The 15,272-nt window shown below is 58.0% G+C and carries 13 protein-coding genes; 11 read left to right on the forward strand and 2 right to left on the reverse strand.

The window, feature by feature from the left end; all coding sequences use genetic code 11:
- Nucleotides 1-19: 19 nt before the first annotated feature.
- Both ABIK48_06300 and ABIK48_06305 read right to left on the reverse strand, forming a co-directional pair.
- On the reverse strand, nt 20-2,254 hold the full coding sequence (locus ABIK48_06300; GenBank protein ID MEO0021769.1) for a kelch repeat-containing protein: 2,235 nt from the start codon (nt 2,252-2,254) through the stop codon (nt 20-22).
- Between the two features lie 71 nt (nt 2,255-2,325).
- Nucleotides 2,326-3,159 (reverse strand): transporter, encoded by an 834-nt coding sequence (locus ABIK48_06305; GenBank protein MEO0021770.1) that lies wholly within the window; start codon nt 3,157-3,159, stop codon nt 2,326-2,328.
- Between the two features lie 835 nt (nt 3,160-3,994).
- Between ABIK48_06305 and ABIK48_06310 the strand changes: the two genes are divergently transcribed.
- The 11 genes from ABIK48_06310 (at nt 3,995) to ABIK48_06360 (ending at nt 15,270) form a co-directional block, all read left to right on the forward strand.
- On the forward strand, nt 3,995-4,519 hold the full coding sequence (locus ABIK48_06310) for a hypothetical protein (GenBank protein MEO0021771.1): 525 nt from the start codon (nt 3,995-3,997) through the stop codon (nt 4,517-4,519).
- A 34-nt stretch (nt 4,520-4,553) separates the two neighbouring features.
- A complete protein-coding gene (locus ABIK48_06315) occupies nt 4,554-5,939 on the forward strand; it encodes a T9SS type A sorting domain-containing protein (protein MEO0021772.1) in 1,386 nt (461 codons plus the stop codon).
- 728 nt (nt 5,940-6,667) lie between these two features.
- Nucleotides 6,668-8,125, forward strand: a complete 1,458-nt coding sequence (locus ABIK48_06320; protein ID MEO0021773.1) for an RtcB family protein — start codon at nt 6,668-6,670, stop codon at nt 8,123-8,125.
- Nucleotides 8,126-8,181: 56 nt separating this feature from the next.
- Nucleotides 8,182-9,966, forward strand: coding sequence for an excinuclease ABC subunit UvrC (gene uvrC, locus ABIK48_06325; GenBank protein MEO0021774.1), 1,785 nt, complete (start codon nt 8,182-8,184; stop codon nt 9,964-9,966).
- Nucleotides 9,967-10,042: 76 nt separating this feature from the next.
- Nucleotides 10,043-10,375, forward strand: coding sequence for a hypothetical protein (locus ABIK48_06330; protein ID MEO0021775.1), 333 nt, complete (start codon nt 10,043-10,045; stop codon nt 10,373-10,375).
- Nucleotides 10,366-10,635, forward strand: a complete 270-nt coding sequence (locus ABIK48_06335) for a hypothetical protein (GenBank protein MEO0021776.1) — start codon at nt 10,366-10,368, stop codon at nt 10,633-10,635. The genes ABIK48_06330 and ABIK48_06335 overlap by 10 nt, the downstream gene beginning before the upstream one ends.
- A gap of 3 nt (nt 10,636-10,638) precedes the next feature.
- The gene (nikR, locus tag ABIK48_06340) at nt 10,639-11,094 is read left to right on the forward strand and encodes a nickel-responsive transcriptional regulator NikR (protein MEO0021777.1); all 456 of its coding nucleotides are present in this window, start codon (nt 10,639-10,641) and stop codon (nt 11,092-11,094) included.
- Entirely contained in the window at nt 11,091-12,935 is a 1,845-nt protein-coding gene (locus tag ABIK48_06345; protein ID MEO0021778.1) for a TonB-dependent receptor, read from the forward strand. Before nikR ends, ABIK48_06345 begins: the two co-directional genes overlap by 4 nt.
- Nucleotides 12,925-13,743 (forward strand): metal ABC transporter substrate-binding protein, encoded by an 819-nt coding sequence (locus ABIK48_06350; protein MEO0021779.1) that lies wholly within the window; start codon nt 12,925-12,927, stop codon nt 13,741-13,743. Before ABIK48_06345 ends, ABIK48_06350 begins: the two co-directional genes overlap by 11 nt.
- The gene (locus ABIK48_06355) at nt 13,740-14,468 is read left to right on the forward strand and encodes an ABC transporter ATP-binding protein (protein MEO0021780.1); all 729 of its coding nucleotides are present in this window, start codon (nt 13,740-13,742) and stop codon (nt 14,466-14,468) included. The genes ABIK48_06350 and ABIK48_06355 overlap by 4 nt, the downstream gene beginning before the upstream one ends.
- A complete protein-coding gene (locus ABIK48_06360) occupies nt 14,461-15,270 on the forward strand; it encodes a metal ABC transporter permease (protein ID MEO0021781.1) in 810 nt (269 codons plus the stop codon). Before ABIK48_06355 ends, ABIK48_06360 begins: the two co-directional genes overlap by 8 nt.
- The last annotated feature ends 2 nt before the right edge of the window (nt 15,271-15,272 follow it).

The raw sequence follows: 15,272 nt of genomic DNA on the forward strand, positions 1-15,272 counted from the left end.
TCCTCCTTATTTATTAGACTCATTTCATCAGAATCAGTTTCCGGGTGCTGACGGTTGTACCGTTCTCCAGCTGCACCACATACACCCCGGCCGGGAGGTGCTTCAGGTTCAGTCTGCGGGCACATTCAACCGTTTTGACCACTCCGCCGTGAACATCGTAGATGGTGACCCGTCCGTGATGAAACTCTGCCGGTAATTTCAGTTCGCGACCGGCAAGAATTGACGGCAGTTTGCTTACGCTGACTGCCGGTGATGTCGTTTCTTCGGTTCCCAGATACGGCGGATAATAGAAGATGATCGCCACCGAGTCGTCAACGATGTGGTGTGCCGGCACACCGTTATAGAGATACTGATGATACCAGTTGTTGCTGCCGTTCAGCCCCTGAATGCCGACGGTGCTGGAGTTGAGTGTTCCATTCATGGACAGGTAATTGTACCGGATTACCCCGTTGGGGTAGAGGACAATTTCAAAGGTCTGGGTTTCAGCCGGGGCATTGTAGCGCGGGACATTCACCCAGGCAAACACCACATACTGGCCCGCAGGGTCGTTATACTGATAGACCGTGCCGGCACTGCGCAGGTCCAAGTCATCCCACCAGCCGGCGATGTGGTTGGTGATTGCGGTCGGAAAGGAGGTGTTGCTGAAACTGGTCAGGGTGCTGGTCTCCAGAAAGCCGTTGGTGCAGATGTTAATGGTGTTCAGGTACTGGTCGTAATACCGGAAGGTGAAGGGCAGACTCCGGACCGAATAGCCGTCATCCGCATTCGGACTCCAGTCGGTAACCGGTGTGCCCGCGGTCGGATCAATCCAGAAGAACCGCACCGTATCCCCGGGTTCCTGCGTAGACTCGTAAATATAGCCGAACCCGTCCGGGTCACTGCCGAGCCGGACCTCAACCCGGGTGCGCAGGGTGTCGTTAGCCGGGTTCTCGTCTCCGGTCAGAGTGACGCTCGCGGTTACCAGATACACATTACCAGTTACCGGTGTCAGCGAATCAAACACCACCCACAGCGAGTCACCAGGTCCCAGTCCGGTCACCGGTTTTTCATCTTCAATCACATTATTACCGGCGATGGAATCATACACCGCCATCCGCACGGTAAAATCCTCATTGGCTTCACCATAATTCTTCACCAGCATCCTGAAGACCGCCCGCTGATTTGGCGGGGTGCGATTGGCGGGCGACAGACGGGCAACCCCGACATCGTGCTGCAGAAATCGCGCCATTTCGTTGACCGTCAGATAGGTCGGAGTGCTGCAGTCCGAACCGAGACTGGCATAGATCGCATCACCAACCTGGTTTGCCATCAGCCAGCCCCGGCTGGTGGGCATCGGCGTCATTATGCGCCAGGTGTTGCTCGGCACATGGTAGCAGTAGACCAGACTGTCACCATAGCCGGCTCCGTCATTTGCGCCGCCGATGACAAAAATCAGTGTGTCGTTGTAAGTCACCGCCGAATGATAGATGCGCGGTCCGGGCATTGCTGCCTTCTGGGTCCAGGTGTTGTTTGCGGGATTGAACTCCCAGCAGTCGCTCAGGGTGTTGCCGGCAGCATCACTGCCGCCAAACACATAAACCCTGCCCTGAGCACCGGCAGCCGCTGCCCAGCCTCTGCCTGCAGGCAGTGACGCCTTGGTATACCACTGGTTCGCTGCCGGGTCATATTCATAGGTGTTGCCGGAGTTGTTTTCATCGCCGATGATATAGAGCTTATTACCTGCAACCGCCGAGGCACACGCCCAGCAGCCAGCACCGGGCATGCTTGCCTTTGAGGTTACCGTCTTGGTGTCAACATCAAACTCCTCGCAGGTGTTCAGGGTAGTATGGGTTGAATCTCTGCCACCGGCAACATAGATTTTGTTGCCGATTCTGCCACCACCGCCTGCCCGACGGGGCACGAGCAGGGTCGGCAGACCGGTGGTAATCCAGCTGTTGGTTGCCGGCACATATGCCCAGATGGTTCGTGTGGAGTTGGTGTTGCCGCCGCCGTAATCAATTCTGCCGCCGAGGAAGTAAACTGTATCCCGCACTACGCCTGTTCCCGGACACCAGTATCTGCCCGGCGGTGGTGAGCTCTGACGGCTCGTCCAGACCATGCCGAAGGCGCCGCCATCGTTGCCCGGCTGAGTGGCGGATTTTGTGCCCTTGCCCATTAACCGGTTTCCGGTCCTGGTGTCGGCATCGCTGGCGCTCAGGTTCAGCGCCACTGTTGCACCGATTAACAGACACAAGATTACCGCATAGCGGTTCACGGCTGCCTCCTTTTCAGGCTGACTTTAACCCTGTAACTTAAAATACGCCGGTTAAAACCGGTGTCAATCTTTTAAGGCACAGTTACCCAGACATCCAGTCCGGGATAAAAGTCTGCCAGACCGCCACCTTTGCACAGCGGTTTGAGTGGCAGTGCCACCTTCGGCCGGATCGTCAGCATCGGCAGCGGCTTCCAGATCAGCAGGGCATGGAAGAAGCTCCGGTTCAGCTCGGAATTGGGAACTGCGATCCCACTGACCTGCTGCCGGTCCTGCGTATAGCCGGAAAGTGCCAGTTCCGGAGTCAGGCCGGGCAGGACGCCCAAATCCAGCACCGCCACATACTCCAGCAGATTGCCATACTTGACATCACCATTCTTGCCGTTGAGCCAGTAGGCACCACGCAGATGGCCGGTGACAAACGGGATATTGGCGGTGATCAGCGAAACGCCGAATCCGAGGTCGGTTGAGCCGTCGCCCAGCGCCGGGGTCGCATCCTTTTTGCCCGTTGGCAGGTAAAGACCCATGCCCAGCGCTGCCCGCAGCGGCAGGATTGAACCCTGAAACAGCCCGTAGCGCGCCATGAGCATCATATCCCCGATACCGCTGGAATTGAGATTACCGTAGGTTTTGCTTGTTACCGGCATCACAAGATTGAGGTCAATGTTACCCGGCAGACCGATACCGGCCATCAGATCGGCATTGAAGACCTTCAGCGGGGTTGACACCCGGTCAAACCGGTCTTGGGTCCAGTCGTAGAGCTGATTGTGCTCGTAATAGGTGGCGGTCACCCAGCCCAGCAGCTGAAACGGCTTGTTGACATTACCGGTCCGGACAATCAGCGGTGTGCCCTGCATCTCGGCACACAGCAGAAACAGGGCCACAAACAATGCTTTTACCAGCTTCATATATGCTCCTTTCTTTATCTGATTAAAGAATAGACCCTTAACCGTTTTCGTCAAGTATTGCTAACCGGCGGAGAGTTTGCGGTGGTGAAGTAATTGATCTCTCCACTTCGCTCCGCCTCCGGCTTCGCTCCGGTCGAAATGACCGAAGAAATACGCGCCTGTGGCTGTCGTTGAAATGATTTTGCCCCCTTGGTCATTCCGGGCGAGCCGAGGAATCGCTTTCACAATGCAAGGTGCAAAATGAAAAATGTAAAATGCAGGGTAGGATTTCTCGACTCCGCCTCGCTATCGCTCGGCGTCGCTCGAAATGACGAAAAGAGGTGTCATTCCGAGCGAGGCGAAGCCGAGGCATTCCTTTTCCACAATGCAGAATTAAGCAAGGGATTTCTCCGCTTCGGTCGAAATGACGGGAGGAAAGGTCATTCCGAGCGGAGTCGAGGAATCGCTTTCACAATGCAAAGTGCAAAGTGCAAAATGTGCAGAGAGGGATTTCTCCATTCCGCTTCGCTTCAGTCGAAATGACAGAAGGCGAGGTCATTCCGAGCGAGGCGTCAGCCGAGTCGAGGAATCGCTTGTCCCTTCAGGTCATTCCGAGCGGAGTGGAACGGAGCCGAGGAGCCCCGTCTACAATGCAAAGTGCAAAATGAAAACAGGGGAGCAGACCGCTTGACAGAAGGCGGGGGACGGGTTATTATTTTCAGGTGGCAGAGCCACCAAGAACAGCAGGCAGAAGGCTGCAAAAAGGAGGTAAGCATGAACTGTAAGAACACCAGCCTGCTTTTGGTCACCGCCCTGCTTTTCGCCCCCCCTGCTGGTAGCGCAGGGCACCAGCACCGTGCATTACTATCTGTATGAGTATACCGGCGCTGAGGGCTATCCACAGGCAATTATCTTTGAAGATTACAGTGAAGATAGCGAGACACCCGGTGCTGAGTTCGTTGAAGTAACATTGGAACAGCTGCATCAGCGAGGATATCTGACCGCTACCGAACAGCTGGTTCAGCATCCTACCGCTACAATTGATATTCATAGCGACGGTGGGTTTAGGGCTGAATCGTGGCTTACAACTTGGGTTGATAATAACGGCTGGAAATGGTATGACGGTGGAGGGAAGACTATCCGGCCTGATCGGGGTCAACTTTATCTGGACATGTGGTATCAGATATTAAACGCTGATGGACAGTTGGTTAATCTGCTGGACCCGGGTCCGAAAAGAAGACGACACTCGGATTCGTTATCATGGCATCATACTGGATATCACGGTCCTAATGTCACCCATTCTCACTTTGTTAAAGGCGAGCATGCTTTTCAGGTGCCCCCCGAAGCAATTATCTACACCCATGCTGAAGGCAAGTGGTAAAACCGGTTCAGCTGGACATACAGGGGGAGAAGCGGTGGGGTTTCTGCTTCTCCCCCTTCTATCTCTCATTTTGTTAAAACCAGTTTATGCTCTGGATACGCTCTGGACACGGCGATTTGATTATGCTGATGAGACTTGGGCACTGGGTGGCGTTGATCCCCATACGCAAGAGGCGATTCTGGTTGGCGAAGCATATGCAGATTCCAATCCGGTCTTTGTGCTCATCCGTTATAACCGTGACGGCGATACGGTCTGGACCCGGGTGTTTGACAGTCCTTATCTGGACTGGCTTCACGGCTGTGCGGTTGACCGGGCAGGGAATGTTATCATTGCGGGCTCAATGACTTCGGGTGGCGGAGTGGTTAAATATGACCGGAACGGCAATCTGTGCTGGTATCGGCGGGTGTATCCGCGGCAGACAAATTACTTCTCCGGGGTGACGAGCGATGAATCACTGAACATTTATGTCGCCGGTGGACGCGGGAGTAATGCACAGCTGATGAAACTTTCACCCGCTGGTGAATCGCTGTGGCTGAAGGTGTATGATTTCGGTTATCCGGAGGAGCATATAGTATCACTTTCCTGTTCTGACGATGGCAGTATTATCGGCGCCGGCAAGGTGGGGCTGGGTGCAGAGCAGTATGATTTTCTGATTGTGAAGTGGAGTATTGATGGAGGTGTGCTCTGGTATCAGACTTTTGACTTCCAAGCCCAGGACGAGGCATCCGAGCTGATATCCACTAATTATGGTATTTACCTTGTTGGCAGTGCCGGTAGTTACAGCACACCGCCCAGGACTCCATTTTCCACGGTGCTGTTGAAATACAGTCAGGACGGGCAATTACAATGGGTAAAAACATTTCGTTTTGGGGAGCATTACTGGACTCTGGGTAACGGATTGACGATTGACTGGCAGGGCAATTTGCTGGTGCTTACAGTTATTAGTGATACCGCCGTCGAGCAGAGTTCGGTGATTTTATTTCAATGTTCTTATGATGGCGACACCAACTGGACTTGGTGTTATCATCAGGACACTATTAATTGTGCCTACAGGGTGAGATTTGCCGATTCCGCCAGTCTTTATGTTTTTGGCACAGCAATGACGAATGGACAGGATTGTTTTCTGCTTGTTAAACTTGCTTACCCTCAAGGAATTGAAGAGGGAAAATGGCGCGCAATTTTAATGAGCACATCAAATACCGTCATGACCGGTGCAGGACTGCATTTTTCTTTGCCCGGTGCTGGTGATTACCGGCTGGTGGTGCGGGATGTGAGCGGGCAGGAGCGGCTGGTTTATGCGGGTTATCTGCCGGCAGGCGAGAACCGCATCAGCCTGCCCTCGCTGCCTGCGGGTGTGTATTTTCTTGAGCTTGCGGGTGCAGGGGTGCAGAGCCGGCGCCGGCTGGTGGTGGTGAAGTAAGGGATTTCTCCACTCCACTCCGCTCCGCCTCCGGCTTCGCTCCGGTCGAAATGACCGAAGAAATACGCGCCTGCGGCTGTCGTTGAAATGACTTTGCCCCCTTGTCATTCCGAGCGAGCCGAGGAATCCCTTTCCACAATGCAAAATGTGCAGAGAGGGATTTCTCCATTCCGCTTCGCTTCAGTCGAAATGACAGAAGGCGAGGTCATTCCGGGCGAGCCGAAGGCGAGTCGAGGAATCGCTTTCACAATGCAAGGTGCAAAATGAAAAATGTAAAATGCAGGGTAGAGATTTCTCGACTCCGCCTCGCTATCGCTCGGCGTCGCTCGAAATGACGGAAAGGGCGGCAGTGGTCCGGTCGAGATGACTTTAACCTTGCGGTCGTGCCGTGCCTTTTCTTTTTTGTCATTCCGAGCGGAGTGAAACGGAGTCGAGGAATCGCTTTAATTCAAAACGCAAAATTTCACAAATTGGGCACAAACGGGTAACGATTCGCCATCCTGCTGAAAAACAGTAAGTTAGAGCTGATTGTGGATTGCTGATTGACCCGTTTTTATATGTAATGATTATTCAATAACTTACTGAATTGTACCCTGAGAAACCCTGACCACCGGGCAGTTCCCCCTACCGCTGTCGGCAGAGCTGGTGCTTTTGCCCGGTCCTGTCCGGACAGCGGGCGTCTGTCTTTGCTGTTGACCTGGCAGTGATCCGGAATTATAATTTAATGTATGGCTGGCTGGAACGGACCTCTGGAGAAACTTGACGAGACCCGGTTCCGGATTCCGAAGTCCTACAAGCCGGAAATGCGGGTTGACGGCATCATCTATGCGGATGACCGGATGATTGAGACGGTGAAGCAGGACATGGCGCCGGAGCAGGTTGCCAATGTTGCCACTCTGCCCGGAATTGTCTGCTCTTCACTGGCGATGCCGGATATTCACTGGGGTTACGGGTTTGCGATCGGCGGGGTGGCGGCGTTTGATGTTTCCGGTGGTATCATTTCGCCGGGCGGGGTCGGCTATGACATCAACTGCGGGGTGCGGCTGCTGCGCACCAGTCTAGAAAGGAAGGACCTGAAGCCCGAGCTGCTGGAGAGGCTGGTGCGGGCGATCTTTCACAATGTGCCCTCCGGGGTCGGTTCTACCGGCAAGATCCGGATCTCCAGGGATACGGTGGCGCAGGTTTTGACCCGGGGTGCACGCTGGGCGGTAGAGCAGGGTTACGGCACGCCTGAGGACCTGGAGTATACTGAGGAGCATGGCGAGATGGCGGGTGCGGACCTTGCCGGAGTTTCGCAGCGGGCGCTGGAACGGGGGATGCCCCAGCTGGGCACGCTGGGGGCGGGTAATCACTTTCTGGAGATTCAGGAGGTAATTGAGGTTTATGACCCGAAGGCGGCTGAGGCGCTGGGGATTCATCAGGGTCAGATTACGGTGATGATTCACACCGGCTCGAGAGGCCTGGGCTATCAGATCTGCGATGACAATGTGAAGTCGCTGGTTGCCGCAGCCCGGAAATACGGGATTACGCTGGTGGACCGGCAGCTGGCATGCGCACCGCTCGATTCGCCGGAGGGGAAGCGGTATTTCGGCGCCATGGTGGCGGCGGCAAATTATGCCTGGGCGAACCGGCAGGCGATTACCCACTGGGTCCGGGAGGCGTTCGCTCAGGTGCTGGGGATGCCGATTGAGCGGCTGGGCATGACCCAGGTGTATGATGTTGCCCATAATATCGCCAAGATTGAGGAGCATGAAATAAACGGCAAAAAGGTGAAGGTGTGTGTCCACCGGAAGGGTGCAACCCGGGCGTTCGCACCCGGACATCCGGCACTGCCGGCAAAATACCGGCATCTGGGTCAGCCGGTGCTGATTCCGGGTGACATGGGCACAAGCTCTTATCTTTTGCTCGGAACCGAGACCGCAATGAAACAGACCTTCGGCTCCGCCTGTCATGGTGCAGGCAGAGTCTGGTCCCGGACCAGGGCGCTGGAGGCGACCAAGCGCCGGGATGTTGCCGCGGAGCTGCGGGCAAAGGGAATCGTGGTGATGGCGGCAAGCCGGGAGGTGCTCAATGAGGAGGTGCCGGATGCGTACAAGGATGTGGATCAGGTGGTTGAAGTCTGCCACCGCGCCGGCATCGCCCGCAAGGTTGCCCGGATGAGGCCGCTGGGTGTGGTCAAGGGCTGAGGCTGGCGGCAACCTTTTTATTCTGAATAAATTTCATGGGCGCTCCTGATTCGCAGTTGATCGCTCAGGTGCAGGCGGCACCAGCCGAACCCGGTGTCTATTTACTCAAGGACCACAGCGGTAAAATCCTTTATATCGGCAAGGCGCGGAGCCTGCGCGACCGGCTGCGCGCCTATCTTCAGCCCCAGTCCGATCCCCGGCTGGCAGCACTGGTGGCACGGGTGCAGACGGTTGAGACAATTATCACCCGCTCCGAGGCCGAGGCGCTGCTGCTGGAGGAGAGCCTGATCAAGATCAAGAAGCCGCGCTACAATGTCCGGCTCCGGGATGACAAGAAGTATCCCTATCTCAAGATCACAGTGCAGGAGCAGTTTCCCCGGATCTTCATCACCCGGAATATCAAGCCCGACGGCTCGGTGCTCTTCGGACCGTATACGAGTGCGCGTGAGCTCCGCCGGGCACTGCGGGCGGTGCGCCGGATCTTCCGTCTGCGGACCTGCAAGCGGGAACTCCCGGAATCCGATCCGAGGCCGCCCTGCCTCAATTTTCAGGTAAAACGGTGCCTCGGTCCCTGCACCGGCGGTATCAGCCCGGAGCAGTACCGTCAGCTCGTCCGGGATGTGATTGAGTTTCTCGCCGGCCGGTCAGAAAAACTGATTGCGGAGCTGGAACGGCGGATGTGGCAGGAGGCGGAAGCCCAGCGCTACGAGCAGGCGGCAGTTCTCCGTGATCAGCTGCTGGCGCTGCGCGAGATCGTCCGGCATCAGGAGGTGGTCTCTCCCGACCGGACAAGCCGGGATGTGGTCGGGCTGGCAAAGGGGAAAAGGGCGGCGGTAGCGGTAGTATTCCGGATCCGGGAGGGCAGGATCGTTGCCCGCGAGCAGTATCCGCTGTCCGCGGATGAAACGGTCAGTGACGCTGAAATTCTGGAAGGGGTGCTGCGCTCGGTGTTCACCCATACCGCGGATCTGCCCGAGGAGATCGTGCTGCCGGCAGCAGTGCCCGGTGCGGAGCTGTTTGAGCAGGTGCTGAGCAAGCGGGCGGGCAGGAAGGTGCGGATTGTTGCTCCGGAGCGGGGTGCAAAACTGAGTCTGCTCGAGCTGGCACAGCGGAATGCGGAGAAGGCGCTGGTCGAGCTTCTGCCGCCGGCAAGGCGGATACCGAAGGCAAATGAAGAGCTGGCAGTGATTCTCAATCTGCCCGCACCGCCCCGGGTGATTGAAGGAGTTGACATCTCCAATACCCAGGGCACGAATGCGGTCGGCTCGGTGGTGGTGTTCCGGGATGACCGGCCGGTCAAGAGCCAGTACCGCCGGTTCAAAATCCGCACGGTCAGCGGTCCGAACGACTTTGCGATGATTGAGGAGGTGCTGGCACGGCGGATACGGGGACTGCTGGAAAAGGGGCTGCCGCTGCCGGATCTGGTGCTGGTGGACGGCGGCAAGGGACAGCTTTCTGCTGCCCTCCGCGCCTATCATCAGTTTGACCGGGAGATTCCGATTCTCGGGCTGGCAAAGCGGACCGATACCCTTTACTACCTTGACGGCCGGGAGATTTCGATTCCGGTGACCTCGCCGGCGCTCAAACTGCTGAAGCGGATCCGGGACGAGTCGCACCGGTTTGCGATCACCTTTCACCGCAGGCTGCGGGGCAGGAGGCTGCTGGAGTCGGAGCTGGATGCGATTTCGGGGATCGGTCCGGCACGGCGTCAGGCACTGCTTACCCACTTCGGTTCGCTTGCCCGGCTGCGCGGCGCCGGCATCGCCGAGATCGCCCGCGTGCCGGGAATCGGCGCCAGCCTGGCGGAGAAGATTTACCGCCAGCTGCACCCTGAAGCCTGAACCATTATATCGGATTTTCTTGACCGGCAGACTCTGCGTGCTACAATTTTTTAAAAAGTAACACAAAGGAGGTAACATGGCGTGCTTTCTTGTCCCGGCAGGTGCCGGGGTGGTAACCACACTACTGCGCCGCAGACTGCCCGCTGCGAGCCATCCGGAGCGGCTCAGCGCCCTGCTCTTGGGCGGATCGGCGATGCTGGCGGTTGAGCATGTGAGTAACGGCGAGGTCGTCCCTTGGCCACCGTTTCTGACGGCGATGCGTTCACCAGCGGAAACCGCACAGATGCTGCGGGAGATGTTTACGGTGGGTGGGACGATGACCGCCGTTCTCATCCTCGTCTGGCTGCTGATGCTGGCACTTGAACAGAAGTTACAACTTCAGCCACAGGGGAGGCGGCGATGTGGCTGATTCCGGCAGCGCTTGCCGCCCTGATTGTTACTGTCCTCGGGCGTGTTTTGCGCTGGCGCTACCGGCTCGGGCTGTTGAGTCTGATGCTCTGGGGCGGAACGGTGATGATTCTGGTGGATCACATCATGGGCTATGAGGGCGGTCCGTTTCTTGAGGCGAGAACCGGCGGGCTGATTACCAGCGGCTGGCTGCTTGGGCTGGCGATGCTTACGCCGGTGGTTGTTATCTGGCTTGTGGCACTGCTCATCCGGAGGTCATAGGGCGTGGGCAGAAACGGGACAAGAATCGAACGGTTCGGGGTTTCGTTTGAGCCCGGGCTTTTTGCCGAGTTTGACCGGGAGATTCGGGCGGCCGGCTACACCTGCCGGTCCGAGGCGCTGCGGGATCTGGTGCGGCGCTGGCTGGCGGAACGGCGGCTGCGGCAGGGCAGCGGTCCGGCGGTAGCGGCGCTGGCGCTGGTCTATGAGCATGACCGCCGGGATGTGGTGCGCCGGCTCACCCGGCTTGGTCACGAGCATTATACCGAAATCATCTCCACGATTCATATTCACCTTGATCCTGATCACTGCCTTGAGGTTCTGCTTTTGCGCGGTCCGGTGCGCCGGATTCAGGCGCTTGCCGACCGGCTGAGCGCGCTCAAGGGGGTGGAACAGGGCATGGTCAGTATGATTGCGCTCAATAAAATTAAACCTTTAAACCACAGGAGGGCAGAAAAATGAACCGGAATATGATTTCAATTCCGGGCAGTCTTATTTTAATCATCAGCGCCGTTTGGGCAGAGATACCGGCGGGACACCGGGATTCGGTGGTGCTGCAGCTGCCGGATGTGGTGGTGACCGCCGAACGGCTCCGCCATCACCGCCGGGATGTGGCGGCAGCGGTCAGTGTCATCACCGGTGAGGAACTCCGGCGCTCGCTTGCCCGGACCGCAACCGATGCACTCGCCTTTCTGCCTGGCGTCTTCATCCAGCGCACCGGGCAGTTCGGCCGGACCGATATCGATATCCGCGGTCTTGGTGCCCGGGGCACGCAGGTGGCGGTGCTGGTTGATGGCCGGCCCGAGAAGATGAGCCTCTTCTCCTGCACGATCACCCACTCACTGCCACTGAACAATGTGGAACGGATTGAGCTTGTCCGCGGTCCGCTTTCCGCGCTTTACGGCTCGGATGCGCTCGGCGGTGTGATCAACATCGTTACCCGGCAGGCAGCGAAGCCGCTCGACCTCGGTGCCCGGCTCTATTATGGTTCGTTCAATACCGCCGGGCTCCGGCTGAGCGCCGGCACCCGCCAGCAGCGGTTCCACAGCCTTATCTCCTTTGACAAGGCGCTCTCTGCCGGCCATCTCCCCAACTCCCAGTATAACGGCAATGATCTGAACCTCAGGGCAGGCTGGCAGGTTTCACCCGTGCTGGAGCTGGATTTTACGGGTAAATACTTCAGCGGGGTCAAGCATGAGCCGAAGCGGGCGACCGACCCGGAAACACTGGTGGCGACCGGCTGGAACCGTTATGACCGGGGCGGGCTCGACCTGACCGGCAGTTTCCGGACCGGCCTGGGTGAGGGCACGATTAAACTCTACCGCCTGTTCGGCGAACACATCTTTGATCCCCGCGACGGCTGGCACTCAACCGACTTTACCAACGGCAGCCTTATCCATCTGCACCGGCAGATTGCGGGCGGAAATCTGATGCAGGCCGGAGTGGAGATCAGAAATCTTGGCGGCAGCTGGATAAAATCGGACACGAGCCGGCCCTCCTGGTCGCGGAATCAGTTTGACCTGTTTGCTCAGGATGAGCAGCGGCTCGGACCGGTCACAGTCAATGCCGGGTTGCGGTTCGCCCGGGACAATATCAGCGGTAATGTGCTGGCACCAAAGGCGGGGATGGTAGTAAGTCCGCTCAGCGCCACCCGGCTCCGGCTGAGTGTCAATCGGGGCTTCCGCTATCCACCTCTGAACTATACCCACATCTTTCCGCCCAGCAACCCTGAGCTCAAGCCGGAGATCGCCTGGAACTACGAAGCCGGAATCAATCAGCAGCTGGGTGAATGGGCAGAGGTTGATCTCAGCGGTTATCTTCTCCGGGGCGAGAATCTGATCGAACTGGTGCCCAACCCTAACCCGCCACCGCCGAGGAAATATCAGAACCGGGGCAGCTTCCGGTTCCGCGGGCTGGAGACCGCCATCCGGCTCCGGTTTGAGCCATTTGTGCTCCGGGGTGCGGGCACCTTCAGTGACTTCGGTGTCCATACCCGGGGCCGGGCTGAAACCAAGCTGGACTTCAGCCTCGGCTTCAACCGCTCCCGGCTTGACGCCAATGCCGGCTTGCATTATGTCGGCAACTACTTTGCTGCCGACTCCAGTCGTCAGCCCATACCCGCCTACTGGACCGCCGACCTCCGTGCCGGTTACCGGCTGTTTAAGGAACTGAGGCTGTTTGCGGCGGTGGAAAACATCTTCAACCGCCAGTATCAGATTTATGCCGATCTGCCCGGCACCGCCGCCGGACTGTATCTGATGCCGGGCCGGGCGTTCACCGTCGGAGTGGACTATGGCGATTAGCAGGCGGGCGGTCTTTTACCGGCTGGTACTGACGCTGACCTTTTTTCTGCTCGCTGCCGGCTGCCGGCACAAGGCACCGGCAAGGATCAAGGTGGTTGCCACCACCAGTCTGATTTCAAGCATCGTCAGTGCGGTGGGTGGTGAACGGGTGGCGGTCACAACTCTTGCGCCTCCAGGATTCTGCCCGGGCCATTTTGACCTTCAGCCTTCAGCACTGGTGGCGGCAAATGAAGCCCGGCTCATCCTCAATCACGGCTGGGAGGGATGGTTTGCAAAACTGAAGGAGCAGCTCCGGAATCCGGGGGCACGCATCGTTACACTTAAAACCGCGGGCAACTGGATGATTCCGGAGGTTCACCGGCAGGCGGTGGGCGAGATCCTCCAGCTCCTGATTGAGATCGATCCGGCTGAAAGCCTGGTTTATCAGCAGAATGCCAACCGCTATCTCCAGGAGCTCGACTCAATGAGCCGGCAGATAAAGGCGGAGTTTGCCGGCAGAAACCTGCCCCAGGTTCTCGCGGCTGAGCACCAGGCGCCGTTTCTTGTCTGGCTCGGGTTCAGGGTGGTCGGCACCTACGGCCGGGCTGAAGACTGGACCGCCCGCGAGCTTTCACGACTGGCGCGGGTGATTGTTGATTCCGGAGTCGGGCTGATTGTGGACAATCTTCAGTCCGGGCCGGATGCGGGCCGGGAGCTTGCCCGCGCTGCCGGGATCGGGCATGTCACGCTGAGCAACTTTCCGCTTGAAGGTTCCTATTTTCAGACTCTCTCGGATAATACCCGCCGGCTGGCTGAGGTCATCAGGTGACGCCAGCGATTGAGATCAGCAATGTCACGGTAAGCTATTTTGAACACATCGCACTGCGGAGTATCTCATTGCAGATCAACCCCGGTGAATTTGTCGGCATTCTCGGTCCGAACGGTGCCGGCAAGACCACCCTGCTGACCGTAATCAACGGGCTGGGCAGAATACATTCCGGCACCGTCCGTCTCTTCGGAGAGCTGGTAACTTCCCGTACTATCAGGCATTGGCGCAGTCAGATCGGCTATGTTCCGCAGAACCTCGTTCTTGACCCGCGGCTGCCGTTTGACTGTCAGGAGGCGATCCTGCTCGGGCTTTACGGCCGGCTCGGACTCTTCCGCAATCCGGCTCCGGCGGACCGTCAGCGGGCAGCCGAGCTGATGCACTACTTCCGGATTGTGCACCTGAGCCACCGGCCGGTCGGACAGATCTCGGGTGGTGAACAGCAGAAGGTGGCGCTCGCCCGCGCCCTGCTTCAGGAGCCGAAAATCCTGCTGCTCGATGAGCCGACCACCAGTCTGGACCGGCGTTCGGTCCAGGAGCTGCTTGAGCTCATCGCCGAAATCTATGTCCGTTTCCGCCTGACCGTGGTCATGGTCACCCATCTGCCTGAACATCTGCCTTCAGTCTGCAGTCAGGTGGTGCTGATGAAGGCGGGCAGGATCGTCTGGCAGGGGGAAAGGACGGACGGACTGGCACCGGACCGGCTGGAGAGGTTTTTCAATGAGTGAATTTCAGCTCCTGGTCAAGCCCCTGCTCGCAGCAGTATTTGGCAGTATCGCCTGCGGGATTGTCGGGGTCTGGGTAGTGCTGCTGAACATCCCCTTTGTCGGAGTTGCCATGTCCCATGCGGCATTTGCCGGTGCGGTCTGCGGACTGCTGCTCGGCATCAATCCGCTCCTGACCGGTCTGCTCTTTGCCGGCGGCGCCGCTCTGCTCATCGGACCGGTGGCGGAACGGGCGGATCTGGAACCCGGAGTTTCGCTCGGGGTGATCTTCTCGCTCATGCTCGGGCTGGCGTTTCTGGGCATCGGTCTGCTCAAGGGTCCGCGCACTGAGGCGCTGCGCTTTATCTGGGGCAACATTCTGCTCGTCAGCCGGACTGATCTTATTCTGCTCGGCTTAAACACACTGGTAGTCATTATGTTTCTGCTGGTGCTGAACAAGGAGACCCGGGCGGTCCTGTTTCACCGGGAGCTCGCCCGGGCGGTCGGGGTACCGGAGCGGACGATCTTCTTTTCGCTGCTGGTGCTCTGTGCCCTGACGGTTACCGCGAACCTGAATACGATCGGCGGACTTCTGATCTTCAGCCTGGTGGTCAGTCCGGCGTCGGCTGCCTATCAGCTCACCTACCGGCTCAATACCATGTATCTGCTCTCATCCGGTTTCGCCCTGCTTGCCAGCCTCTCCGGCCTGGCACTCTCCTGGTTCTTCAATCTGCCCAGCGGTGCCGCCATCATCTGCAGCGCCAGCCTGATCTTTACCTTTGCTCTGATCTTTTCGCCCAAGCGCAGAATGAGACCGCGGGGCTGAAC

The sequence above is a fragment of the candidate division WOR-3 bacterium genome, from assembly GCA_039801085.1.
Classification (GTDB): Bacteria; Hydrothermota; Tepidihabitantia; order Tepidihabitantales; family Tepidihabitantaceae; genus JAOABP01.

What these genes read in the sequence shown, in the direction of transcription:
- ABIK48_06305 (MEO0021770.1), bottom strand. Translation starts at nt 3,159, where the DNA reads ATGAAGCTGGTAAAAGCATTGTTTGTGGCCCTGTTTCTGCTGTGTGCC.
- ABIK48_06350 (MEO0021779.1), top strand. Translation starts at nt 12,925, where the DNA reads ATGGCGATTAGCAGGCGGGCGGTCTTTTACCGGCTGGTACTGACGCTG.
- ABIK48_06320 (MEO0021773.1), top strand. Translation starts at nt 6,668, where the DNA reads ATGGCTGGCTGGAACGGACCTCTGGAGAAACTTGACGAGACCCGGTTC.
- ABIK48_06345 (MEO0021778.1), top strand. Translation starts at nt 11,091, where the DNA reads ATGAACCGGAATATGATTTCAATTCCGGGCAGTCTTATTTTAATCATC.
- ABIK48_06360 (MEO0021781.1), top strand. Translation starts at nt 14,461, where the DNA reads ATGAGTGAATTTCAGCTCCTGGTCAAGCCCCTGCTCGCAGCAGTATTT.
- ABIK48_06335 (MEO0021776.1), top strand. Translation starts at nt 10,366, where the DNA reads ATGTGGCTGATTCCGGCAGCGCTTGCCGCCCTGATTGTTACTGTCCTC.
- ABIK48_06330 (MEO0021775.1), top strand. Translation starts at nt 10,043, where the DNA reads ATGGCGTGCTTTCTTGTCCCGGCAGGTGCCGGGGTGGTAACCACACTA.